Source organism: Nannocystis sp. RBIL2, assembly GCF_026626745.1.
In the GTDB taxonomy this organism is placed as follows: Bacteria; Myxococcota_A; Polyangia; order Nannocystales; family Nannocystaceae; genus Nannocystis.
The window spans coordinates 4,131,322-4,156,015 of record NZ_JAPNJW010000001.1; the positions used below are offsets into that span (position 1 = coordinate 4,131,322).

Annotated in this window: 14 protein-coding genes; 7 read left to right on the top strand and 7 right to left on the bottom strand. The window is 73.1% G+C overall.

Features of this window, described 5'->3' with window-relative positions; all coding sequences use genetic code 11:
* Positions 1-48: 48 nt before the first annotated feature.
* A complete protein-coding gene (locus tag OV090_RS16165) occupies positions 49-1,203 on the top strand; it encodes a hypothetical protein (protein WP_267704566.1) in 1,155 nt (384 codons plus the stop codon).
* A gap of 90 nt (positions 1,204-1,293) precedes the next feature.
* On the opposite strand, the gene OV090_RS16170 is transcribed toward OV090_RS16165, so the two are convergent.
* Positions 1,294-2,565, bottom strand: coding sequence for a vWA domain-containing protein (locus tag OV090_RS16170; RefSeq protein ID WP_267704567.1), 1,272 nt, complete (start codon positions 2,563-2,565; stop codon positions 1,294-1,296).
* Between the two features lie 369 nt (positions 2,566-2,934).
* Here OV090_RS16170 and OV090_RS16175 point away from each other — a divergent pair, with 369 nt between their 5' ends.
* The 6 genes from OV090_RS16175 to OV090_RS16200 all read left to right on the top strand — a co-directional run bounded on the left by OV090_RS16175 (position 2,935) and on the right by OV090_RS16200 (position 14,660).
* The gene (locus OV090_RS16175) at positions 2,935-4,230 is read left to right on the top strand and encodes a TolC family protein (RefSeq protein ID WP_267704568.1); all 1,296 of its coding nucleotides are present in this window, start codon (positions 2,935-2,937) and stop codon (positions 4,228-4,230) included.
* 34 nt (positions 4,231-4,264) lie between these two features.
* A complete protein-coding gene (locus OV090_RS16180; RefSeq protein ID WP_267704569.1) occupies positions 4,265-5,716 on the top strand; it encodes an efflux RND transporter periplasmic adaptor subunit in 1,452 nt (483 codons plus the stop codon).
* A gap of 6 nt (positions 5,717-5,722) precedes the next feature.
* On the top strand, positions 5,723-9,013 hold the full coding sequence (locus OV090_RS16185) for an efflux RND transporter permease subunit (RefSeq protein ID WP_267704570.1): 3,291 nt from the start codon (positions 5,723-5,725) through the stop codon (positions 9,011-9,013).
* Between the two features lie 173 nt (positions 9,014-9,186).
* Positions 9,187-10,596, top strand: a complete 1,410-nt coding sequence (locus OV090_RS50685) for an ATP-binding protein (RefSeq protein WP_267704571.1) — start codon at positions 9,187-9,189, stop codon at positions 10,594-10,596.
* A 312-nt stretch (positions 10,597-10,908) separates the two neighbouring features.
* Complete coding sequence (locus tag OV090_RS16195) at positions 10,909-12,744, top strand: hypothetical protein (RefSeq protein ID WP_267704572.1); 1,836 nt, start codon at positions 10,909-10,911, stop codon at positions 12,742-12,744.
* Positions 12,745-13,016: 272 nt separating this feature from the next.
* On the top strand, positions 13,017-14,660 hold the full coding sequence (locus OV090_RS16200) for a glycosyltransferase family 87 protein (protein WP_267704573.1): 1,644 nt from the start codon (positions 13,017-13,019) through the stop codon (positions 14,658-14,660).
* 72 nt (positions 14,661-14,732) lie between these two features.
* Here the strand turns inward: OV090_RS16200 and OV090_RS16205 are convergent, their stop codons facing one another.
* The 6 genes from OV090_RS16205 to OV090_RS16235 all read right to left on the bottom strand — a co-directional run bounded on the left by OV090_RS16205 (position 14,733) and on the right by OV090_RS16235 (position 24,656).
* Positions 14,733-17,342, bottom strand: a complete 2,610-nt coding sequence (locus OV090_RS16205; protein WP_267704574.1) for a PAS domain S-box protein — start codon at positions 17,340-17,342, stop codon at positions 14,733-14,735.
* Positions 17,343-17,576: 234 nt separating this feature from the next.
* A complete protein-coding gene (locus OV090_RS50690; RefSeq protein ID WP_267745312.1) occupies positions 17,577-20,480 on the bottom strand; it encodes a serine/threonine-protein kinase in 2,904 nt (967 codons plus the stop codon).
* A 151-nt stretch (positions 20,481-20,631) separates the two neighbouring features.
* On the bottom strand, positions 20,632-22,743 hold the full coding sequence (locus OV090_RS16220; protein WP_267704575.1) for a hypothetical protein: 2,112 nt from the start codon (positions 22,741-22,743) through the stop codon (positions 20,632-20,634).
* 145 nt (positions 22,744-22,888) lie between these two features.
* Entirely contained in the window at positions 22,889-23,317 is a 429-nt protein-coding gene (locus tag OV090_RS16225) for an ABA4-like family protein (RefSeq protein WP_267704576.1), read from the bottom strand.
* A gap of 47 nt (positions 23,318-23,364) precedes the next feature.
* The gene (locus OV090_RS16230) at positions 23,365-23,841 is read right to left on the bottom strand and encodes a hypothetical protein (protein WP_267704577.1); all 477 of its coding nucleotides are present in this window, start codon (positions 23,839-23,841) and stop codon (positions 23,365-23,367) included.
* Positions 23,838-24,656: a hypothetical protein gene (locus OV090_RS16235; protein ID WP_267704578.1), complete on the bottom strand. Its 819-nt coding sequence runs from the start codon at positions 24,654-24,656 to the stop codon at positions 23,838-23,840. The genes OV090_RS16230 and OV090_RS16235 overlap by 4 nt, the downstream gene beginning before the upstream one ends.
* Positions 24,657-24,694: the final 38 nt, after the last annotated feature.

The window sequence follows — 24,694 nt, forward strand, 5'->3', positions numbered from 1 at the left end:
CGGTGGCGCGGATGCTATCGTCGCCTCGCGTACCCGGGGGAACTGCACATGCGTCCAATCGCTCTGTTCAGCCTGACCTTCGCGGCCGCCGCTCTGCTCGGCTTCGGACCCGCCCGCGCAGCTGCGCCGGCCACCGACTCCTGCTTCGCCGGCTGCACCGCGCCCGGCCTGTCCGCCGACGATCAGGCCACCTGCCGCCTCCAGTGCGCCCGCCTGGCCCAGTCCACGCCCGCGTCACCGCCGGCAGCCAAGCCTCCCGCAGCCGCGCCGCCGTCGTCGTCGACCCCCGCGTCACCGCCCGCAGCCAAGCCTCCCGCAGCCACGCCGCCGTCGACTCCCCCCGCATCTTCGCCCCCCGCGGCTTCGCCGCCGCGTCCGGCTCAGCCCGCTTCGCAGCCCGCTCCCGACCTCGCGCACCAAAAATTTTTGTGCGAGTCGCAGTGCGACAACGAACCCAACCCGGGCGACCGCGCCACCTGCCGCCTGCAGTGCAATCAGCTGAACCGCGCCAGCGCCCCGCAACCAACGTCGGCGCCGGTCGGCAGCACCACCGTCGGCAGCACCACCACGTACAGCTTCGCGCCCGGCGGCGGCTCGGTGCCGGTCACGACGTCGCCGGGCACCTCGCCCGCGTACCGCCCCGCGCAGCCGGGCAGCACCGCCGCCACGTATAACCCCCAAGCCGCGCAGCAGCAGCAGGTCGCCGCCTGCCAGGCCACCTGCGACCGCGAGGCCTCGGCCACCGACCGCGCCACCTGCCGCAACAACTGCGGCGCAGTGGGCACTGTCGTCGGCCCCGCGGCCCCCAGCCAGTGGGTCCTCGGCCCGGCGCCGACCATGACCGAGGCCGAACAGCGCGCCGCGGTGATCCGCTCCTCGAACGGCGTGGTCCCGGGCAGCGCCCCCGGCGGCGCCCCACGACCGGTCGCCGTCCCGACGAGCCAGCCCGCGGCGCCGGCCCAGGCCACCGTCACGGCCCTGCCGGGCCAGCAGCCGCAGAACCCCCATTGCGCCGCGCATGCGCAGAGCTGCAAGGTCGGCTGCGCCAGCGAGCAGACCACCTGCGGCGCCCAGTGCGACCAGGGCAAGATGTCCGAGACCGACCGCGCCACCTGCAAGCTGACCTGCAGCAGCAGCGGCGACATGTGCCGCGACGACTGCCGCATGAAAGAGGCGGCCTGCAAGCCGGCCGTCTACCGCTGAGCCGGCGCAAGAACGAAGGGACATGCTCCTCCGAGCATGTCCCTTCGAACATTTTCCTGAGAGCATGCCCCGACGGGCATGACCTTCCGGTCACCCGGGGATCGGCACGTCGCAGCCGAACACCACGTCGACGTCGACCACCTGCCCGGCCTTGAGCGCCTCGCAGGCGGTGCCGTGGAAGGTGACGGTGTTGGTGTTCGGGTCGTACGTCCAGCCGTTGTTCGGGTCGTTCGGGACGCCCGGGACCATGTCTTCAAAAAACACGTAGATCTCGTTCGGGTCGTCGGGCACCGTGTCGAGCTCGAACGTGCACGACACCACCGCGCCGGCGATCGCGTCGAGCGCCGCCTCGAGCGAGGCCGGGTTGTTGGCGTTGTAGGGCGTCATCGTGCCGCCGTTGGTGGCGATCTCGGCCAGCGAGCCGAGGATCCCGTCGGCGAAGCCGACCGCGTAGGTGCGGACCGAGATCGCCTGCGCGAACAGGTCGGCCGCCGCGGCCGGCCCGTTGGTGGTGCCCTGGCAATCGCCGCTCTCGTCGCCGTCGGTGATCAGCAGCACCGCGTTGGCGCGCGTCGGGTCCTGGACCTGCGGCTCTCCGACCAGCGCCTTGAGCGTGTTGCCGGTGCTCGTCTCCGGATCGCCGGAGTCGCACAGGTAGCCGTTGCCCTTGTCGCTGAGGAACTGCTGGATCGCCCCGCCGTTGAATTCGGCCAGCGGCACCACGATCGTCCCCGCCGAGCAGCCGTTGCCGACGCACGCCGAGTAGGTCACGAGGCCGAAGCGGATCTCCTCGTTGAAGGTCGTCACCAGCTTGTTGATCGCGTCCTTGGCGACCTCCCAGCGGTTCTTGTCCGAGTCCTGGACATCCCCCTCCATGCTGCCGCTGCGGTCGAGCACGATCATCACGTTGGGCACGACCTTGGTCAGCTCGAACTCCTGAGCCCCGCACTCGCCGCCGATCTCGCACATCCCGTCGGTGCAGGTCTGGCCGCCCTCGCAGTCCTCGTCGAACAGGCAGCCGCCCGCCGGCAGGCACTCGCCCGACCAGTCGCCGCAGTGCTGGCCTTCGGGACAATCGGCGTCCTCGCTGCAGCCGGTGCCGCCCGTGGGCTGAGTGGTCGCGGTCGGATTGCCGGACGGATCGACGCTGGTCGTGGTTCCGTCGGTGCCGGTCTCGGTCGTCTCGCCGCCGGTCTCGGTCGTCCCCGTCACGCCCGTCACGTTCGTCGCGCCGCTCGCCCCCGTGATGCCCGTCGACGCGGTCACCCCCGCGGTCGTCTCGCCGCGGCCGTCGTCGCCGCAGCCCGCGACCATCGCCCCCGCCAGCAGCCAATTCGAGACTCGCCCCGTTCGCGTGCGCATGACCGACTCCTCCGGCGCAAGGTGCGCCAGGCCCGCCTCTTACCGGAGCGCGCGCATTCGTGTCAATCAGCCGCGCACCGACGCACAAACCCTCGTCCCGCGCAGACGGAAACCAGCGGCCTCGCGGCCAGCGAGCCCGACTGCACGACGTCATCACGGCGGCCTCGACCACGAATGACATGTCCCCGAGGACAGCTCACTCCTGCTTGCCGAAGTCGGCGCGCCCGTTGCCGCTCTCGGCCGCCGTCGCCCCTCACGATCTTCGCGACCGCGCCTGAGAATCTTCGCGACCCCCGCTCGCGGCAGCTGCGCGATCGCTCGAAACCCTTGATATTTCCGGCCTGACCCGGGCCGTGCATATAGAGGCGCGTGCCTCTCGCGCGCAGCCTCTGCCTCGTCCTCGCCCTGCTCGCGGGCCCCGTGCGCGCGGCGCCGGCCGAGTCGGCCCTGAGCGGTCCGTTCGACATCGACACCGCGGTCGCGGTCGCGCTCGAGCGCAGCCCCGGCCTGCAGGCGGCCGTCCACCGGATCCGCGCCGCCGAGCACCTCGCCGAGGCCGAGCGGCGACCCGAGGCCACGCGCCTCACCTTCGACATCTGGCAGGTCCCGCTGGCCAAGCCGTGGGCGTGGAACGAGTCGCCGATGGTCATGCTCGGCCTGCGCCAGCCGGTGCCCGCCGCCGGCAGCCTCAAGCTGCGGTCCGCCGCCCGGCGCAAGGACGCCGCCGCCGACGCGGCCAACCGTGACGTCGTCGCCCAGGACCTGGCCACCGCGGTGGGCCACGCCTTCATCGACTACGCCGCCGCGGTCGCGCGCCACAGCGTCCACCTCGAGCACCAGCGGGTCAGCGAGCACGTGCTCGGCCTGGCGCGCGCGCGCCAGGTCGTCGGCGGCACGCTCCTCGAGATCGCCCGCGCCGAGACCGAGGTGGCCCGCGCGCGCGCCGACGTGGCCACCGACGCGACCGCGACCATGGCCGCGCGCACGCGCCTCAACACGCTCATGGCCCGCGAGGCCGACGCCCCGCTCGGCGCGCCGCGGGACCCGGCGGCCGCGACTGTCGGCGTCGACGCTCGCGGCCTCATCGCCGACGCCCAGCGCGAGCGCCCCGAGACCCGGGCCGCCGACGCCCGCCGCGAGGCCGCCGCTCTCGACCTGCGCGCCACCCGGCGCGAGGCCAACCTGCCGAGCGCGATGCTCGGCGTCGCCTACTTCCCCGCGACCAAGCCGATGCCGATGCACGGCTACGGCCTGATGGTCGACCTCCAGCTGCCCTGGCTCACGGGACAGGCGCGAAAGCGCAGGGACGCGCAGGCCGAGCTCAGCGCCGCCGCGGTCCGCGACGTCGCCCAGGTCAAGCTCGGCATCGCCGGCGAGGTCTCGGGCGCCCTGGCCACCGTCCAGAGCGCCTCCGAGCGCTACCAGGCGCTGGTCCGCGAGGCCGGCCCCGCCAGCGCCCGCGCCCGCGAGGTCGCCCTGACCGGCTACGAGTCCGGCCGCGGCGACTTCACCGCCCTCCTCGCCGCCGAGGCCGTGCACGTCGAGGTGGCGATGGACGTCATCGCCGCCAAGTCCGACCTCGACCACGCCCTCATCGACCTCGACCGCGCCGTCGGCTCGCCCGTGGCCCGCCGCCCGCTCGCTCCGGGCCCCGCCGACCGGTGAGCTCGGACCTCCGACCTGTCCCCGAGGACATCTCATGCTCGACCCTCACCCCGACGACCCCGAGTCCCTGCGCGAAGGCGCCGAGGCGCCCCCGCCCGGCGTCGCCCTGATGGCGGGCGTCCGCTGGCTGCTGCTGCTCGGCACCCTCGCCGCGGCCTGCTTCTCCTGGTGGTCGTACGCGCGGGCCGAGCCGGTCGCGGTCCAGCACGCCCCGAAGTACCGCTGCCCGATGCACCCCCAGATCACGGCGCACGAGCCGGGCGAGTGCCCGATCTGCCACATGGCGCTCGAGCCGATCCCGGCGGACGAGGCCGAGACGGTCTACCGCTGCCCGATGCACCCGCAGATCCAGCAAGCCGAGCCCGGCTCGTGCCCGATCTGCCACATGGACCTCGAGGCGGTCGCGGCCGAGGCGGTGGCTGTCTCTCCGGACATGCCCGCAGGGACAGCCGCGATCACCCTCGGGCTCGACCGCCTGCAGGCGATCGGCGCCCGGATCGTGGTCGCCGCCGAGCGCGAGTTCGCCGCCGAGCTGCGCAGCGCCGCCCTGACGGAGTTCTCCGAGGACGGCGCGGCGCGGGTCCACGTGCGCGCGGCCGGCTTCATCGAGAAGATCGCCGTCGCCGAGACCGGCGTCCGCGTGCGCAAGGGGCAGGTGCTGGCCGAGTACTACAGCCCGGAGATCTACCAGGCCCAGGCGGAGCTGCTGGCGGCCCACAGCTGGTCCGGGCCGGTGGTCGGAGCGGCTCGCCAGCGCCTCGAGCTGCTCGGCCTGTCGTCCGCCCAGGTCGACCGGATCCTCAAGTCAGGCAAGCCCGACCGCACCACCCCGGTGGTCGCCCCCGCGTCCGGCGTCGTCGTCGCCCGCACCGCCGTCCTCGGCGCCTACGTCCAGCCCGAGGAGCCGCTCTACGAGCTGCGCGAGGACCACGCGCTCTACCTGGTCGCCGAGCTGCCGGCCGCGCAGGCCGCAGCCGTTCGCAAAGGAACCAAGGGACATGTCCGATTCACCAGCCGACCCGCGCTCGATCGAGACGTCGCGGTCGACCTGGTCTACCCGAGCGTCGCCGCCGACAGCCGCAGCGTCCGCGTGCGCATGCCGCTCGACAACGACGACCGCGCGCTGGTGGCCGGCATGCCGGCAGTGGTGAGTTTTGTTCAGCCGAGCGAGACCGGCGTGGCGGTGCCGCGCGACGCGATCGTCGACGCCGGCGATCAGCCCTACGTGTTCGTCGACGCCGGCGGCGGCCGCCTGGTCCCGCGCCCGGTCGTGCTCGGCGCCCGCGACGCGGAGTTCGTGCGCGTGCGCGAGGGCGTGAGCGCCGGCGAACGCGTGGTCGCCGGCGCGACCTTCCTCGTCGACGCCGAGAGCCGCCTGCGCGCCGCGCTGATCCCCGCGAGCCCGGCAAGCAGCCCCGCAGCACTCTTCCTCGAGTCGGCCTCGCACCCCGATCCGCACGCCGGCCACGCCGGCCACGCCCCGTGAAGTCGCATGATCTCCGCCATCGGCAAGCTGATCGACGCCTGCGCGCACCACCGCGGCCTCGTGATCATGGCCTACCTCGTGCTCGGCTGGCTGGCCCTGCGGGCGTTGGAAAAGGTCCCGCTCGACGCCGTGCCGGACCTCTCCGATCCGCAGGTCATCGTCTTCACCGAGTGGCGCGGGCGGTCGCCGACTCTGGTCGAGGACCAGGTCACCTACCCGCTCACCGCCTCATTGCTGGCCGCCCCCGGCGTCGAGGCGGTGCGCGGCTACTCGATGTTCGGCATGAGCTTCGTCCACGTCCTCTTCGCCGAGGACGTCGACGTCTACTGGGCCCGCTCGCGCGTCCAGGAGTACCTCGCCGGCATCGGCCCGCGCCTGCCCGAGGGGGCCAGCGTCACTCTCGGGCCCGACGCCACCGGCATCGGCTGGGTCTTTGAATACGCCCTGGTCGATCGGACAGGTCAGCACGACCTCGCCGAGCTGCGGGCGATCCAGGACTTCGAGCTGCGCTACGCCCTCGAGAGCGTCCAGGGCGTCGCCCAGGTCGCCAGCGTCGGCGGCTACGAGCGCCAGTTCCAGGTCCAGCTCGACCCCGAGCGCCTGCGCGCCAACGGCCTCACGATCGCCGACGTCGCCGACGCGGTGCGCAAGACCACCGGCGAGTCCTCCGGGCGGATCTTGGAGCTCGGCGGGCGCGAGGCCTTCGTCCGCGGCCGCGGCTATTTGAAGGACCTGTCCGACCTCGAGTCGGCTGTCCTCAAGGCCAGCCCCGAACTCGGCGCCCCGCTGCGCCTCGGCGACGTCGCCGAGGTCCGCTTCGGCCCCGACATCCGCCGCGGCCTCGCCGAGCTCGACGGCCAGGGCGAGGTCGTCGGCGCCATCGTCGTCGCGCGCTACGGCGTCAACGCCCGCGACGTCATCGAGCGCGTCAAGGCCCGGCTCGACGAGGTGGCCGCCGGCCTGCCCCCGGGCGTCGAGGTCGTCACCACCTACGACCGCAGCGGCCTCATCGATCGTGCGATCGACACCCTCAAGCACGCCCTGGTCGAGGAGGGGATCGTCGTCGCCCTGGTGATCTTGATCTTCCTGCTCCACGTGCGCAGCGCCTTGCTGCCGATCGTCGGCCTGCCGCTGGCGGTGCTGCTGGCGTTCTTGCCGATGGCGTGGCTGGGGATCCCCGCCACCATCATGAGCCTCGGCGGGATCGCCATCGCCATCGGCGCCACCGTCGACGCCGAGATCGTCATGGTCGAGGCCTGTCACAAGCGGCTCGAACATGCCCCCAAGGACATGTCCGAAGAGCAACGCCGCAACCTGCTCGCCGAGGCCGCGCGCGAGGTCACCCCGGCGATCTTCTTCTCCCTGCTGATCATCGCAGTCGCCTTCATCCCGGTGTTCGGGCTCGAGGGCCAGGCCGGGCGCCTGTTCAAGCCGCTCGCCTACACCAAGACCTTCGTCATGCTGGCGGCCGCGCTGCTCAGCGTCACCCTCGCGCCGGCGCTGCGCGACCTGCTCGTGCGCGGCAAGATCTACAGCGAGCAGCGCCACCCGATCTCTCGCGCCATCCGCGCCGTCTACGAACCGTTCGTCTACGTCGCCCTGCGCAAGCCTCGGACCACTCTGGCGATCGGCGTGTTCGCGGTGTTGTCGGCGATCCCCGTGTTCATGCGCCTGGGCAGCGAGTTCATGCCGGCGCTGAACGAGGGCGACATCCTCTACATGCCGACCACCTTCCCCGGCCTGTCGATCGAGGAGGCCAAGCGGCAGCTCGCGCGCCAGGACGCCAAGCTCGCCGAGTTCCCGGAGGTCGAGCGCGTGTTCGGCAAGGTCGGGCGGGCCGAGACCGCGACCGACCCTGCGCCGCTCAGCATGGTCGAGACCGTGGTGATGCTGCGGCCGCCGGAGGAGTGGCCGAAGGTCACGCGCGAGCGCTGGTGGAGCGGCTGGGCCCCCTCGTTCTTGCATGGCCCGCTGACGCGGGTGTGGCCCGAGGAGACCCCGGAGACCTGGGACGAGCTCGTCGCCAAGCTCTCGGCCGGCGTGCAGATGCCGGGCTGGACGCAGGCCTTCACCATGCCGATCCGGGCCCGCGTCGACATGCTCACCACCGGCGTGCGGACCCCTGTCGGCGTCAAGGTGTTCGGCCGCGACCTGCCGGCGATCGAGGCCGCGGGGGCCCGCATCGAGGCCGTCCTGCGCAAGGTGCCCGGCACCCGCAGCATCCTCTACGAGCGCTCGCTCGGCGGCGTCTACGTCGACATCGTCCCGCGCCGCGACGACCTCGCGCGCCACGGCTTGCAGGTCGCCGATCTCGGTGAGTTCGTCGACCTCGCGATCGGCGGCGAGCCGATCGCCGCGACCATCGACGGTCGGCGCCGCTACACCGTCCAGCTGCGGGTCGCCGAGGATCTGCGCGGCGACCTCGAGCGCCTGCGCGAGCTCCCGGTCGCGGTGCCCGGGCCGGCGAGCGCCGTCACGCGCACCGTGCCGCTGTCCGAGGTCGCAGACGTCGCGCTCGCCGAGGGTCCGCCGATGCTGCGCAGCGAGGCCGGCCTGCTCGTCGGCTACGTGTACGTCGACATCGAACCGTGGCGCGACCTCGGCGGATACGTGACCGACGCCCGCACCCGCGTCGACGCCGCGCTCGCCTCGGGGGAGCTCGTCCTCGGGCCCGGGATGTACCTGAAGTGGACCGGCCAGTACGAGCAGATGCAGGCCATGGAGGCGCGGATGCGGGTGCTCGTCCCACTCGCCCTCGCGCTGGTGGCTCTGCTGTTGTGGCTGCAGTTCCGCGACCTCACCGAGGTCCTCATCGTCCTGCTGTCGATCCCGTTCGCGCTGGTCGGCAGCGCCTGGCTGCTGTGGCTCCTCGACTATCGCCTGTCGACCGCGGTGTGGGTCGGCATCATCGCCCTCGTCGGCCTCGCCGCGCAGACCGGCGTGGTGATGATCGTCTACATCGACCAGGCCTTCTTTCGCCGCCTGCGGGCCGGCAAGATCCGCGACCTCGACGACATCATCTGGGCCCACATGGAGGGCACCGTCCTGCGGGTGCGCCCCAAGTTGATGACCGTCGCCTCCATGATGCTCGGGCTCGTGCCGCTCTTGTGGGCCACCGGCAGCGGCGCCGACGTGATGAAGCGGATCGCGGCGCCGATGGTCGGTGGACTGGTGTCCAGCGCCTTCCTGACCCTCGAGCTGATCCCCGTCGTCTACACTTACTGGCGTTACGCGCAGCTCCGCCGGTCCCAACGGACAGGTCGTCCGCTGGCCGAGATCTGCGGTCTGCACCGCTGAGCGCGCCCCCACCGTACGCATGCGCAGGCGCGCAATTCTGCTCGCGCGCCCACGCACCCCCGGCGGCTGCAGCGCCGCGGGCCTACAGGTGGGCGTGATCCGTCGCTGGCGATTTTTCCGCTACAGTCGTTGCAGTGTCGACGGCCATCACGGACGGAGCAGGCTCCGCTCCTGTGGCGAGACGTTCGCCAGCGTCCGCCTCGCTCGGCGACGCACGGATCCGCCAGATCCGCTTCGCCATCATGGCCTTCGTCGGGCTGACCACGACCCTCGTGGGGGCTGCGATCCTGAGCACCGCCGGGCCCGAGCAGGACTGGGACCGGCTGTCGGGCGTGGTCTACGTGGTCATCGCCGCGTTCTGCTTCGCCACCTGTTCGCTCACGCGGACGCGGCTGACCCGCACCTCCGAGCTGATGATGCTCGGCACCGCCTACGGGGGGACCGCCGGGGTCGTCATCACCAGCAAGCCCGACACCGCCCTGCTGGCCGGGGTCGCAGCCCTCACCCTCGTCGTCTTCCTGCCCGGCATCGCCATCCGGACCCGGGGCCGCTCGGGCATCGTCCACATCGTCACGATCAGCGTGGTCTACGTCGCCAGCGTCATGGCCCGCCTGGCCCTGCGCGAGGATGAGACCGGTACCCAGTTCGGCGACATCGCCATCAAGCTGCTGGTCCCCCCGACGGCCTTCGGGCTGCAGTGGCTGATGGCGCGCGCCCTCAACCAGCGGATCATGGAGGCCCTCGAGGAGAGCGAGCGCTCGCGCAGCGCCCTGGCCGTGTCCAACCAGCTGCTGGAGCTGACGAACCGCAGCCTCGAGGCCGCGCGCATCGACGCCGAGCGGGCCCGCGACGGCGCCGAGGCCGCCAACCGGGCCAAGAGCGCCTTCCTGGCCAACATGAGCCACGAGCTGCGGACCCCGCTCAACTCGGTGATCGGCTACACCGAGATGATCATCGAGGAGGCCCGCGAGGACCGCCAGCGCCCGATCAGCGGCGTCCTGCCCGACCTGCGCAACGTCGTGCTCGCGGCCAAGCACCTGCTCGGCCTCATCGGCGGCGTGCTCGACCTGTCGAAGATCGAGGCCGGCCGCATGGAGATGGTCCACGAGCAGTTCGCGCTCGACGAGTTCGTCCGCGAGGTCGAGCAGACGATCTTGCCGGCCGTGCGCCGGCGCAACAACCAGTTCCACGTCAAGTGCGACGGCGACATCGGCTGGATCGTCACCGACCGCGGCAAGCTCAAGCAGGTCCTGCTCAACCTGCTCGGCAACGCCGCCAAGTTCACCAGCGAGGGCCAGATCTTCTTCCGCGTCCGCCGCGAGGCCGCCCGCCTGGTGTTCGAGGTCCGCGACACCGGCATCGGCATCGACCCGTCCAAGCTGAACCTCATTTTTGAGAAGTTCACGCAGATCGACGCGACCTCGACCCGCCGCTACGAGGGCGCCGGCCTCGGCCTCGCCATCACCCGCGAGCTGTGCACCATGATGGGCGCCACCATCGACGTCGCCAGCGCGATCGGCAACGGCACCACCTTCACCGTCGTCCTGCCGCTCTCCCCCACCCTGCCCGAGCGCGCCGCCTGAGTTGTCTTATAGAACATGCCCTATCGGGCATGCTCGTTCGGACATCTCGCTCGCCGGCCCCCGCGGCGGAACACGATCGAGGCCCGGGGCCGCATGGACCCCCGGAACACGGACCTCCGGGCCATCGCGCTCCGACGGAGCGCGCCCCGGATCTTCCCGTTCGGCTAAATGTGCTCCAAGGGACATGTCTATGCGGACATTCCATCAAATCACATGTCTCTCGGGTCACCTCGCCCCGCGGGGTCCGCGTGGCCTTTCGCCTCGCGCTTGTAAGCCGCCCGTCCGCGCTGCTATGCCGTCATCTACCCCCGTATGTCCTGGCTATCGATCGACCCCGCTCCCATCCTTCGCCGCGAGCCCGACTCCGGCGCGCCGGTCCTGCAGATCTTCGCCGGCAAGCCGCACGCGCTGGCGTTCCTCGCCGGCGGCGCGCTGGTCGTGGGCGGCAGCCGCGAGCTCAGCCTGCACGACCCGGCCGCGCCCACGCCCCCGCGCGCCACGCTCGACCTCGGCGGCAGCGTCGAGTGGATGACCGCCCACCCCGACGGCGTATCGGTCGTCGCCGCGGTCCGCAGCTCGCGCGGCAGCGCAGTCGTCCGCGTCTGGCCCGCGGTCGGGAGGATCGTCCGCCTGTTCAGCGAGCCGAGCTTCGGCTTTGTGTTCACCGGCAACCTCTCGCCCGACGGCACCCAGCTGGTATGGCGCCGCAACGGCACCCCGCCGACCCTGTGCACCGTCGACCTCGAGACGGGCGCGCAGATCCGCGAGCTCGAGCTGCCGCCGGACGCCAACGGCGCCTCCACCCTGGCCGTGCGCCCCGACGGCGCCGTCTACATCGCCGGCCGCATGAGCGGGTACCTCGTCCACCCCGACGGCCGGATCGAGGAATACAGCATCTTCGACACCTTCTCCGCCCCGTTCTTTGCCACCGGCGGCGGCGTCCTGTGCATCGACGGCAAGCGGTTCGGCCCCGTCGACGGCAAACTCGAGCAGTTCCCGGGCCTGCGAGAGAGCGCGCGCGGCGGCTCGATCGGCCACGATCGCCGCCACCTCACCTTTCACGATCCGATGAAGCACGTGTACGTGTGGGACACGCTCGCGCGCAGCGTGATCTTCAGCGCCGCGCAGGGCGGTTGTTACGGCACTGGCGCGTGGTGGCGCGGCCAATCGGCGGCCGCCGGCGCGACCCACGTGGCGGCGATCCAGCACCTCTCGGCGACGGTGGACATCTGGCGCATCGATCAGCCGGCCGAGCCGATCGCGCGGCTGACTGGCTACAGCCAGGGCGCGCGCCGGCTGTGGGTCCACGGCGGCTCGCTGACGACGCACACGCTGCAGCCGGTCAACACCCACCTCGGCGTGATGGAGATCGATCTACAGCGCGGCGCGGCGCAGATGCTGACCCGAAGCCACGTCCACGACATGCTGCGCACGCGCGACGGCCAGCGCCTGGTCGTCCTCCACGAGAACGACTCCGGCGGCAGCGCGGCCACCCACTACGACGCGGCCGGCGAGGCGCTCGAGCAGTTCCCCGTGCAGAAGGCCGCGGGCACGCTGGCGTTGACCCCCGGCGAGGGCACCTGGGCCGTCGCCTCACACACCTGGGTCGACAGCGGCGACCCGACCTTCCACGCCCAGTGGCGCGCCTTCGGGGCCGCGAAGTGGGCCAAGACAGTCAAGGGTCGCAGCTACTTCCACGCCATCGACCTGTGCGACAGCGCGGCCGCGGTGATGATCGGCCACGAGCTGACGGTCGTCGCCCTCGGCAAGAACAAGCCCCTGCTGACCGCCAGCATCGCCGACACGGTGCGCGCGCTGGCGCTGAGCCGCGACGGCGCCCACGTCGGCCTCGCCTGCGACGACCAGCCCCGGCTCGTCCACGTCGCCTCCGGCGTGATCACCGAGCTGAAGCACGAGATCGCCGGCACGCGCCAGTGGCCCAAGTGCGTGTGCTTCGACGAGCGCGGCGTGTGGCTGTTCCTCGGCTTCCCCTCGGGCGCGATCACCCAGCACCGCGTCGCCACCGGCGCCCTCGTCGCCACCCACCACGCCCACACCGACGAGGTCCGCGCCCTCGCCTGGCACGACGGCAGCCTGTGGAGCAGCGGTGAGGACGGCACGATCCTCCGCTGGGGCGAGCTCGGCTGAGTCCGTTGGACATGTCTGTTCGGGCATGCCCGATCGAGCATGTTCTTTAGAACATGTCCGAGTCGCCACCTCCTCGTCGCCCGGGCCCGGGAGCCGCCCGGTCGCCGCTCGCTCGCGGACTCGCTCGCGGGCCTGCGGCCGGCGTGACAGTTCGCTGCACGCTGCGACCAGGCTCACACGAGCACCGCCGGGCCGGTGCTCCGCGTGCGGCGCCCCGCCGCAGGTGACGTTCGCCGCCTGAACCCGCGCGAGGTTTTCGGTACACCCTCGCCATGTCGTCCGCGTCCGAACCGGTCTCGCGCCCGCGCCTCCTGGTGGGCGGGGTCATGCTCCTGCTGGTCGCGCCGATCGCCGTCCAGGGGCTGGTGCGCCTGCTGTCCTCCTGGACAGGTGAGCCGCACGCCGCCCTGCCCGTCACCCTGGCGACCCTCCTCGCAGTCGCGCTCGCGTGGGCGGTCGCCCTCGTGCGCGCCGCCGTCCGCCCGCGGGTCGCCTGGCTCGCCGCCGGGCTCGCGGGCGGCCTTCTACTGTTCGCCACCGGCGCGCCGCTGTCGTCGCTGGCGACCGCCGCGATCGCCGGCGGCCTGACTGCCGTCGGCCTGCCGCTGGCCGCCGCTCGGGCCCCGCTGCCGCGCGGGCGCGTCACCGCGGCGCTGTGGGGCCTGCTCGCAGCCCTGGCGCTGCTCCAGTTCGGGCGCATGAGCGTGTTCATGGCCGACCCGCAGCAGCGCTGGGGCGCCCTGGCCGAGGCCGAGTTCCTGTCGCGCCACTCGTGCCTGACCAGCTACGTCCACGGCGCCGAGCTGGCGCGCCGCGGCGACGCCAACATCTACGACGACCGCTACGGCTTCGAGCCCGAGACGAGGGCCGCCGAGCTGCCCGCGGCGATCGACATCGGCCCGCTGACCATGGACACCTACGAGTACCCGCCGCAGTTCCTGGCGCTGCCGCGAGTGATGCTGGCGCTGACCGACGAGTTCATGGCGATCCGCGCGCTGTGGTTCACGCTGACGACCGCGGTGTTCATCGCCGTCAGCCTGGTCCTGGCGCGCTGGCTCGGCGGCGAGGCCGAGCGGCGGGCGCGGCTCCTGCTCGTCGCCGTCGGCCTGTCGCCGCCGCTGCTGATCACCGCCTACTTCGGCAACTTCCAGCCGATGGCGATGGGCCTGTCGGCGCTGGCGATGCTGTGGATCGTCCAGGGCCACACGCGCCGCGGCGCGGCCCTGCTGGCATTCACGATCAGCGCCAAGATCTTCCCCGGCATCCTCGGCGTGTGGCTGCTGGCCTCGCGCCGGTTCGCCGCCGCCGCCTGGACCGCGCTGTTCGCCGTCGGCTACGCCGCGCTCGCCCTGCTGCTGTTCGGCACCCGCCCGTTCGACGACTTCCTCGGCTACCACCTGCCGCGCCTCGCCAGCGGCGAGACCTTCGCCTTCCTCAGCCAGCCGCGGCCGTCGATGTCCAACCTCGGCGTGTTCGGCATCCCGTTCAAGGCGCGCCTCGCCGGCTGGAGCGGCTCCGAGGCCGACGCCTGGGCGCTCGCCCGCCAGCTCGCGTGGGTCTACACCCTCGGCCTGTTCGTCGTCGCCCTGGTCTCGGGCTGGCGCCGCCCCACGCCGACCACCCCCCACGGCCGCGCAGTCATGCTCGGCGAGTGGTTCGGTCTGCTCGCCCTCGGCGCCCTGCGCAGCCCGTTCGCCCCGCCCGAGGCGCTGATCCCGATCGTCTGGGCCCTGGCCTTCCGCGCCGCCGCCGCCCGCCACCGCCGCGAGGTCGCGTGGATCGTCGCCGCGTGGGTCGCCATCATGATCGCGATCCCCTCGCCCTCGCAGCCGGCCGCCGTCGTCGCCCTCGTCGTCCAGGCCGTCGTCTACACCGCCGCCCTGTGGCTGGTCCTCGCCGGCCGCCGCAGCGCGTGACCGCCCGGGCATGCTCGATCGGGCATGTCCAAAAAGACATTCCCCTGAAGACATGTCCACATCGACATGTCCTCAAGGCCTGACCGCGCCCGCGATCGGCAAGCTGAAGCGGAACACGACATCATGGACCCCGCTCTCGGCCCAGATCTTGCCGCCCTGGGCCTCGACCAGGCCGCGGGCGATGTAGAGGCCGAGACCGATGCCCTCGGCCCGACCCTCGGGGCGGGCGCGGTAGAAGCGGGTGAACAGGCGCGCGAGCTGCTCGGGCGCCAGCCCCGGCCCGTGGTTGCGCGTCGACACCACCACCATCTCCTCCGCGGCCTCGGCGGTCACCTCCACCGCGGCGTCCGGGTCGCCGTACTTGAGCGCGTTCGCCAGCAGGTTCTCCATCACCTGCTCGACGCGGCCGGCGTCGGCCAGCACCGGCGGCAGCGAGCGCGGCACGTGGACGCGGATCCGCCGGTCCGCGTCGGCGCAGGTGCGGGCCGCGACCTCGATCAACAGGTCGCGCAGCTCGACCGGCGCACGCGCCAGAGTCAGCCGGCGGGCGTCGAGGCGGGCCGCGTCGTAGAGGTCGCGGATCATCCGGCCCAGACGGCCCGTGGCCCCGCGGATCCGCACGAGCGCCCGCGCCGCGGTCGTGTCCGGCTCGATCGCCGCGGTGCGTGCCAGCGCCTGCGTCGACATAGCGATCACGTTGAGCGGCTGCCTCAGATCGTGCGCCACGATCGCCGTCCACTCCTCGCGCAGCCGCTCCATCTCCTTGAGCACCGAGATGTCCCGCAGGACAGACACGGCCCCCACGCGGCGGCCGCCGGCGTCGGCCAGCGGCGACGCGCTGACCAGCACCGGCACCTGCCCGGAGTGGGCGTCGTGGGCCACCAGCTCGCGCCCGCTGCAGGGCTCGCCGCGCCGGAGCGCGCGCATCAGCGGCAGCTCGGTCCACCCGACCGCGGCCCCGTCGGGCTCGCGCAGGTCGAGGCCCGGCGCGCCGTCGCCGGCGGCGATGAAGCGCCGCGCGGCCTGGTTGTGCGACAGGTTGCCGTCGGCGTCGACCAGCAGCACCGCCTCGGGCATGCCGTCGAGCACGCCCTGCAGCCACGCCTTGGCCAGCGCCTCCTCGCGGTAGAGCCGCGCCATGGCCGTCTCGGCGGCCTTGCGGGCCCGCTGGTCGCGGACGAACAGCTGCCAGCGACCGCCGCGGATGGCGGCGCTGGCCTCGACGGGGACCCGCGTGCCGTCGGCGGCGACGAGCTGCCAGTCGCCGACCTGGGCCTCGCCGTCGAGCAGAGCCTCGCGGGCGGCGACCAGGCGGGTGGCGTCCTCGGGGGGGATGAACTCGAGGATCGATCGCCCGATCACCTCGCCGCGGCAGCGCCCGAGCAGGCGACAGCCGGACACGTTGACCTCCTCGACCACCCCCGACGGGTCGGCGATGAAGATGCCGTCGGACGCGCTCTCGAACAGCTCGGCGTAGCGACGCTCGGCAGCCTTGCGCTCGCGCAGGTCGCGGATGATCGCCGCCATCCCCACGATCCGCCCGTCGCCGTCGCGCACCGACGCCAGCGACAGCGACACCTCGATGCGCGTGCCGTCCCTCGCCACGCGCACCGTCTCGAACGCCGGCACGCGCTCGCCGCGGGCCACGCACTCGGCGAGCATCGACACCTCGTGGCGGCGGTCTTCCGGTACCAGAGTCAGCACCGAGCGGCCGACGATCTCCTCGCGCCGCCAGCCGAACAGCCGCTCCGCCGCCGGGTTCCAGCCGATCACGGTGCCCTCCGGCGTGCGCACCATGATCGCGTCGTCGGCCTGCTGGACGAAGTCCCGCCACAGCCGCAGCTCCTCGCTGACCAGCGCCCGCACCTCGTCGACGCGGTTGAGCGAGGCCGCGGTGAGCAGCGTCAGGGCGACGGCCACGATGGCGCTGGCGGTGGCCAGGAGCGCGTGCGACACGGGCAGGCTGGGGCTGTCCTCGTAGGTGAGCGCCAGCACCACGAAGCCGAGCAGCGCCGGCCCGGCCAGCGCCGGCGCGAGCAGCCGCCGCGCCATCGACCCGCCGAGGCGCGTCGAGGTGACGATCGCCACCACGCCGTGTTCGGGTCGCGCCATCAGGATGCTCGCCGCCAGCAGCGCCTGGGCGATCGCCGTCGGCAGCGACATCCCGCGCGGCGACTGCGGCGAGAACCGGAACAGCAGCTCCGCCCCGTAGGCGTGCCCCGTGAGCACTGCCAGGACCACCACCGCCGCGGTCAGCACCGGCACCTGGGCCGGCCGGGTCCAGCGGCCCCAGGCCGCGTCGAACAGCAGCAGCCCGCTGCCCAGCAGCGTCAGGCACAGCGCCGCGAGCGCCGACGAGCGGTACGCCTGCGGCTGCGCCGCGAACGGGGCCGCGCGCGTGAACAGGCTGTCGACGCGCAGATCGATCCCGCTGACCTCGTAGACCAGCGTGGTCGCGGCCACTGCGAACACCACCAGCCCGCACAGCTGCCCCGCGGCGCGCCGGCGCGGCGACAGCACGCGCGGCGTCAGCAGGTGGACCCCGGCCGCCAGCACGAGCAGGCTGGCCGCCGAATTCGCGGTGATCGGAGGCCGCCCGGAGACGAACGCCTGCAGCCTCACGCTGCCGCTGGCCCAGCCGAGCAGCCCCAGCGCGCCCATGAAGGCCGCCGCCGACGCCATGACGCGGGCGCCCCGCCGCGAGCAGGCGGCAAGCCCTGGCTGGGACGCTGCTCGCACCGCGCGCACGCTCGAACTCCCGCCGGCCAAGCATGACACGCGGCCCCGCCGCCGCCGGCCCGCCCTCGCCCGCCGCGCCGTCCGCCGCGCTCATAGTACATGGTTTTTCAGTCATGCCCGAAAGAGCATGTGCTCACGGACATTTCTCTTGGAGCATGCCCTATCGAGCATGCCCGATCAGCCAGGGTGCTCGGCCAGCCACGCCTCGATGCGCCGCTGCACCTCGGCGGGGTCGGCGAGCGGCAGGCCGTCGGCGGCGGCGCGGGCCAGGGCGCGGCCGGCGGCGCGATCGCTGCGCCAGCGGACGTGGGCGGCCGCGAGGTGGTCCTGCACGATCTCGAGCCCCGCGGACGGGTTCTGGGCCACGATCGCCCGGCTGCGGGCCAGCAGGGGCGCGGCCTCGGCGTCGCGGCCGACGGCTGCCAGCGCCTCGCCGAGGAAATTGGCGGCGAAGCCGACCTCGACGTGCTCCGGCCCGAACACCCGCTCGCGGATCGCCAGCGCCTGTTGCAGCGGCTCGATCGCCGCGGCCGGGCGCGCCTGCATCTGCATCACCAGCCCGAGGTTATAAAACACCCACGACGCGTCCCCGCTGGCCTGCTCGCCGCGCGCTTGCACGATCGCCTCGGCGCGGCGCAGGTGGGCCTCGGCCGCCGCGAATTCGCCGTGCGACGCCAGCTCGAGCGCCAGGTTGCACAGCGGGTTCAGCAGCGCCATGTCGGCGGCCCCGTGCGCCTCCTCGGCCAGCGCCAGCGCGCGTCGGTTCAGCGCCACGCACTCGGCGTCGCGGCCGGCCTGACACGCGGCCACTGCCAGGCCGCCGAGCGTCTCGGCCACCCCCGGGTGCCCCGCGCCGAGGCTGCGCTCGCGGATCGTCAGGGCCCGGCGGAAGTGCCCCAGCGCCGCCTCGTTGTCGAGGCGCGCCACCGCCACCCGGCCGAGGTTGTGCAGCACCACCGCGACGTCGGGGTGGTGCTGCCCGAGCACCTGCTGGCGCAGCGCCAGCGACTCGCGCAGCAGCGCCTCGGCCTCCTCCAGGCGGTTCTGGTCGATGCGCGAGGCCGCCAGCGAGTTGGCGGCGCGCACGTAGTCGAGCGGCGCCTCGCGCTTGCGCGTCGCGGCCAGCGCCAGCGCCCGCGTCTGCACCTCGGCCGCCTCGACCAGGCGATCGGCGTCGGCGAGGGTCAGGCCGAGCGCGGCCAGCTGGGCCAACCGCGGCGTCGGCGGGTCGCCGATCCGCCGCAGCTTGGCGTCGGCGACGTCGCTCCACAGCAGCGCCTCGGCCGGCTCGCGCAGGCGGACCCCGTTGACGTGGCTGAGCTGGGTCGCGGCCAGGGCCGCCACCTCGTCGTGCGCGGCCGCCTCGGCGACCGCGAAGGCCCGCCGCAGGGTCGTGCGCGCCTCGACGTACGCCCCGGCGGCCGCCTGCGACGTGCCGTGGCGGACCAGCGCTTCGGCCAGCGCCGGCGCGTAGGCGATCGCCTCCGCAGTCTCCACCCCCGCGCGGGCGGCGTCGCGGGCGGTGGCGAAGCGGCCGGCGTCGTGCTCCGCCTTGGCCGCGGCCAGGCGGTCGCGCAGCGCCGCGACCGCCTCGACCTGGGCCGGCTCGCGCGGCGGCGGCACCCGCTCGGCCTCGGCTCGCAGCGTCGCCAGGTCGGCGCAGCGGGCCGGCGGCGTCAGACTGGCCGCCGCCTGGGCCGCCCCGCGCACCGCGTCGACGTCGGCCGCCTGCAGCACCCCCGCGACCGCCCGCAGCTCGGCCCGCCGGCGCTCGAGGCAGCCGTCGTGCAGCGCCTGGACCTCGGGCGCCAGCCCGCCCGCATGGCGCATGAGACATGCCCTCTCAGTCATGTCCCGAAGTTCATCCGCGTACGCGTCGAGCCGGTGGGCCGCGGCCGCCCACGCGTCGGCGGCGAACGGCGCCGCGGTCGCCAGCACCGCCGCCCGCGCGGCCGCCCGCCCGTCCTCGTCCCAGCCCGCCACCAGCGCCGCGGCCGCGCGGCACTGCTCGCCATGGCCTTCAGGACCTGTCCTCGCGGCCATGTACCCGAAGCCAGCCGCCATAGCGATCGCCGCCAGCGCCCCGGCGACGAGCAGCCGTCGGCGGCCGCGCTGGGCCGCCTCGGTCAGCGCGGCCAGCAGCGCCGGCATGTCGGGGAAGCGCGCGTCGGGGTCGAGCGACAGCCCGCGGCGCAGCACCGCCGCCACCGCGGCCGGCACCGCGCCCCGCGGGGCCCGCAGCTCGCCGGCGAACACCTGCGGCGCCAGCTCCTCGACGCGGCGGCCGACGAACGGGCGCGCCCCGTAGAGCCCCTCCCACAGCGACACACAGAAGCCGAACTGGTCCGAGCGGGCGTCGGCCGGCCCGCGCATCATCTGCTCCGGCGCCATGTAGGCCGGCGTGCCGAGCAGCGTCCCCGCCTCCGTCAGCGGCCCCGACAGCGCCGACGCGTCGGACGCGAACAGCCGCGCAGAGTCGGTCAAGGGCAGCGGCAGCCGCGGCGGCCCGCCGGCCTCGTCGTCCGTCTGCGCCGGCGCGCGGGCGATCCCGAAGTCGACCACGCAGACCCGGCCGCTCGCGTCGATCATCGCGTTGTCGGGCTTGAAGTCGCGGTGGACCAGCCCGGCCGCGTGCGCCGCCGCCAGCCCGCGGCCGGCCTGCACGTAGGCCGCGAGGACCTCGCGCCACTTCCGAACCTGCCTCTTCTGCCATGTCCTCAGGGTCAGGCCGTCGAAGAACTCCATGGCCAGGAACACCCGGTCCTCGGCCTTGCCGACGGCGTACACCTGGACCACGTTCGCGTGCGACAGCTTGGCCAGCGCCTGCGCCTCGCGCAGCATCCGCGCCCGCCCGAACGAGCCCTCGTTCTCGCCGGCGTGCATCCACTTGAGCGCGACGCAGCGGTCGAGCTCCTCGTCGTAGGCCAGGTAGACCGCCCCCATCCCGCCGACGCCGAGCTGGCGGATCACCGTGTAGCGGTCGATGCGGAACGGCTGCGGCGCCGCGACGTCCCGCGGCGGCGACCCGGCTTCGTGCCGCGTCGGGGCTTCGCTGGGGTCGCCTGTCGCCGCCGGTTCCACCCTGGCCGCTTCAGCCTACCGAGCCGGTCCCGCGGCGGGAACGCGGGCGCGTCACTGTCCCGCAATTCGGAGACACTCGCCGCACAGGTGCGTACTCGGGCCCTCGCCGAGCCCGCGCGCGCGCCTTCGAGCCGCGCGCCCCGGCCGCCGTTCACTCGGGGTCGCAGGCCCCGTCGCAGAAGTTCTCGATCTGCCCACCTGGCCGGAGGAACATGTCGATCTGCTCGCGGATCTTCGGGTTGCGACGGACCAGCTCGTGGACGTTGTACTCGTCGGCCGGCTCCGGCGGGATCTTCGCCTCGACGCCCGGCAGCTCCGGCACGTGGAAGTCGACGGGCACGCCCGCCGAGCCCGCCGCCGGCGCGGGTGTGGTCTGCAGGCCGTAGACCGGCTGCGACGGCGGGTCGAGCAGGTCGATCCCGGTCGCGCGCAGCAGCAGGTGGCTGGCGAGGTTGTTGACCGAGTGATCGCCGATCCCGTACGTGAACAGGATCTTGCGCTCGGGGCTGTCGTCGTACGGCTGCTGCAGCACGTGCGGCGCGTAGGTCAGCGGGTCGACGCGGTCCCACGTGTGCTGCGACAGGGCGATGAACTTCTGGATCGCCAGCGGCTCGTCGCCGATCGCCACCTTGACGATGTCGAACAGCATCGAGAACGAGCCCGAGCGCGTCATCATCAGCGAGTAGGGCCCGCCGCCGACGTCGAGCACCGCCTTCTCGACCACCGGCGACAGCGCCATGAACGTCAGGCCGAAGATCGAGCCCTGCGAGATGCCGTACCAGTAGACCTCGTCGGGCGCGTACAGCAGCTTGCCATACGCCTTGAGCTCGTCGCTGGCCGCCAGGGTGGTCTGGATCGCGTACGACAGCGCCAGCTGGTTGGCGAAGCCCTGGTGCAGGCGGTCGGTGAACAGGAACATGCTGGACGGGTCGTCGAAGATCGACTCGACCACCGCGCTCTGGTCCTCGAGCGCCATCCCGGCCCAGTCGGTCGCGACCATGACGAACTTGCGCTCGGTCGAGAACGACCGCATCGCGCTCCAGTTGATCTCCTCGCGCTCGCCGAAGAAGCCGTGGCCGTACTGGATGATGCGCGCCGGCTCGAAGTCGGCGTCGAGCGGGTACACCGACTTCGGCACCTGCAGCGTGAACGGCACCCAGATCGTCCCGTTGGCCGCCGGCTTGCCGTCGGCGCCGCGGTGGATCCGCGCCATCGGCTCGTCCTCCTCGAGGTACAGAGGCACCTCGAACTTGCCCTCGATGCGCAGCGCGAACTCCTCGCTGTAGTCGGGGATCACGTTGTCGAACTCGACCGCCGGCCCGCTCTGTCCCAGAGTGGCGATCACGTCCTCGCGGATCGCCACCAGGTCGTCTTCGTTGCGCGCCTCCGAGGCCGTCGTGAAGTCCCACGCCAGCTGCAGCCCCGCGCGGCTCACCCCGGCCTGCTCGAGCGCCGGGAAGATCTGCTCCTCGTAGCGCTGCGCCAGCGGCTCCAGCACCGGGTGCCCGGCCACGTCGCCCTGCAGCACGTGCGCGAAGCCCAGCGGGGGCGCCACCGCCGAGCCGTCGCCCGCCACCAGGCCCTGGAACGCCACGATGTAGCGCGTGCCGTCCTTCAGCCGCACGAACGGCCGCACGATCAGCGCCTGCCGCGTCGGGTCGGACGTCATCGCGTCGAGCTCGACCCAGTGCGGCACCAGCTCGCCGGTGTCCGCCTCGATCAGCAGCGTCGGGCTGGTCGCCGCCAGCGTCGGATCGCCGCCGTCGCTGTGGAACGTCAGGTTCTGCGTGTCGATGCCCTCCGGGAACAGCGCCAGGATCGGCATGTGATGCGAGAAGCCGTCGGCCGGGTGCGACGCCAGGATGTCGATCGCCTTCCCCATCATGGTCTTGGGGACAGCTTGCTCGGTCAGCGCCACGCGCACCCCGCCCGGCAGCCCTGCGTCCTCGACCAGGAAGAAGTCCGACGGGTACGGCAGCATGCAGTCGGCCGCGTACGCGATCGGGTTGCAGCCCTCGGGCACCTCCGCCGGCGGGAGCGGCTCGCCGGTGGTCGGGTCCTCGCTCGTCGTGCTCGTCTCCGTCGTCGTCGCCTCGGTCGTCGTCGGCGTCGCCTCGGTCGTCGCGGCCTCGGTCGTCGTCGTCGTGCCCGTCGAGCTGGCGTCGTCGGTCGTCGCCGACCCGGCGTCGCCGCAGGCCAGCACCATCAGCGCCGCCAGCGACGCGAGACACGAACAGGAGAACGAGGATCGCAGGTGAGTCATGATCGGCGGATCATAAGCGCCGCGCGCCGAAGTGGACGCGCCCGCCCTCGCGGGCCCGCTCACCCTCGCCAGCCCCCGCCGCGCGAGCGGAGCGTGATTTCGCGCCACGCTCGCCTACGGGCCACAAACGCCGGCCGGAGGCGGCTCACGGCCGCCCGGACGGCAGCGCCCGGCGCACCAGCGCCACGTACAGCAGCAGCCCGACGGGCCCGAGCAGCAGGGTCAGCACCTGGCACGGCACCACCAGCAGGCGCGGGCAATCGCGCGCCGCCGCGTCGCGCCCGATCCACGCCCCGATCCACAGGTCGAACGCCAGGTAATGCACCCACCCGGCCAGCATGAACCACGGCTTCTGGAACTGCCGGAGCACCCCCTCGAGCGAACCGCCGTCGCGGAACGCGTCGAGCTCGAGGTGCGGCAGCAGGATCGCCAGGTAGATCGCCGCCAGCAGCAGCGAGAACAGCCCGCTGTAAACCAGCCGCTGCGTCACGCGAGCCCGGGGCGCCAGCCACAGCAGCACCCAGCCGGCCAGCGCCGCGCTATTGAAGATTGTGAACAGTCGATGCGGATCCACGGCCCGCATCCTTTCACAAATTCACCCCGCCGCGCAGCCCCGCTCGCTCACCCATCCGCGAGCTCGCGCTCCTGCTCGCGGAAGATCCGCAACAGCTCGAGCTCGTCGGCCTCGAGATCGCCGGCCGGCACCGACTCGAGCGCCTCGCGCACCGCCCACCCATCGCCGGAGAACAGCCGCGAGCGGTCTTCCATCACCACCAGCCAGCGACGCGCCGCCGGGACCAGGGGTCGCTCGGACAGGCAGATCAGCGCCACCACGACCTGTGAGTCCTCGAGCTGGGACGGCTCCACGTACTCCGTCGCCAGGACTTCGGCGATCGGTTGCAGCGCCTCCCACGGAGCTCTGCGTCCCGCTGTCGTCAACGCCCCCAGCACCGCCGACCACCGCGGCAGCGCGTTCTCCAGCGCCGACAGGGCCTCCGACCACGGCAGCGGCGGCGAAACGAGATCCCTCGCCGGTCCGAGCCCCGCGGCGAGCAACGACGCGTGGTGCTCCGAGCGGGCCCAGCGCTCCAGCATCATCGTCCAGTTCGGTCAGCGCGATCCAGCGCCGCCTTCACCTGCCCCAAAAGCCAGGCCCCGGCCGTCGGCGAGTACGGCGGCCCGAGCAGCTCCGCCACCGCCGCAGCATCGCCCGCGGCCGCCACCGGCGCCAACATCTCGAACGGATAGCTACGGCCCGCCTCCACCAGCGCCTGCACGATCGCCTCGCGTCCGCGCTCCCACGCTGTCAGCGCCTCGATCAGCGCCGCGTGATCGGCCGACCGCGCCCAGCGCGACAACATCGAGCGCTGCAGCACCGCGTTGACCTTGGCCTCGACCGCGCGGCGGAGCACCGGCGGCACCGCGTCGCCCACCTCGAACAGGCGATCGCTCGCTCGGGCGCGCGTCGCCACGTCGGCGGCGGAGAGCCGCGACTCGAGCTCCGCCGCCAGCGCGTCCCAGGCGAACTGGGGGTTCGCCTCCACGAGCTCGAGCGCCAGATCGGGCTCCTCCCCAGCCGCCATGCGCACTCGCAACATCGCCGACACGGGCGAGGGCGCCACGCGGATCAGCCAGCCCAACGCCTCGCGCCGGATCGCCGGCTCGGGGTCGAATTGGGCCACCGCCGCGAGCAGCTCCACCTCCCGCGCCACCGCGAAGTTGAGCAGGAGCAGCCGCCGATGACCTGCGTCGGGGCCGCCCGCCCCGATCGTGGTCAACGCCTGCCCCCGCGTCATCAGCCGCCAGCACGCCAGCGCCCGGTCCTCCGCCGCCCCGTCCTGCGCCACCGCCCGCAGCGTCGCGTCGTCGACCCTCGCCGTGTCGGCGTACGAGGCGAACCGCCGGCCCGTCACCCCGACCTCGTCGCGGCCACGTGCGACCTGCCCCTCCG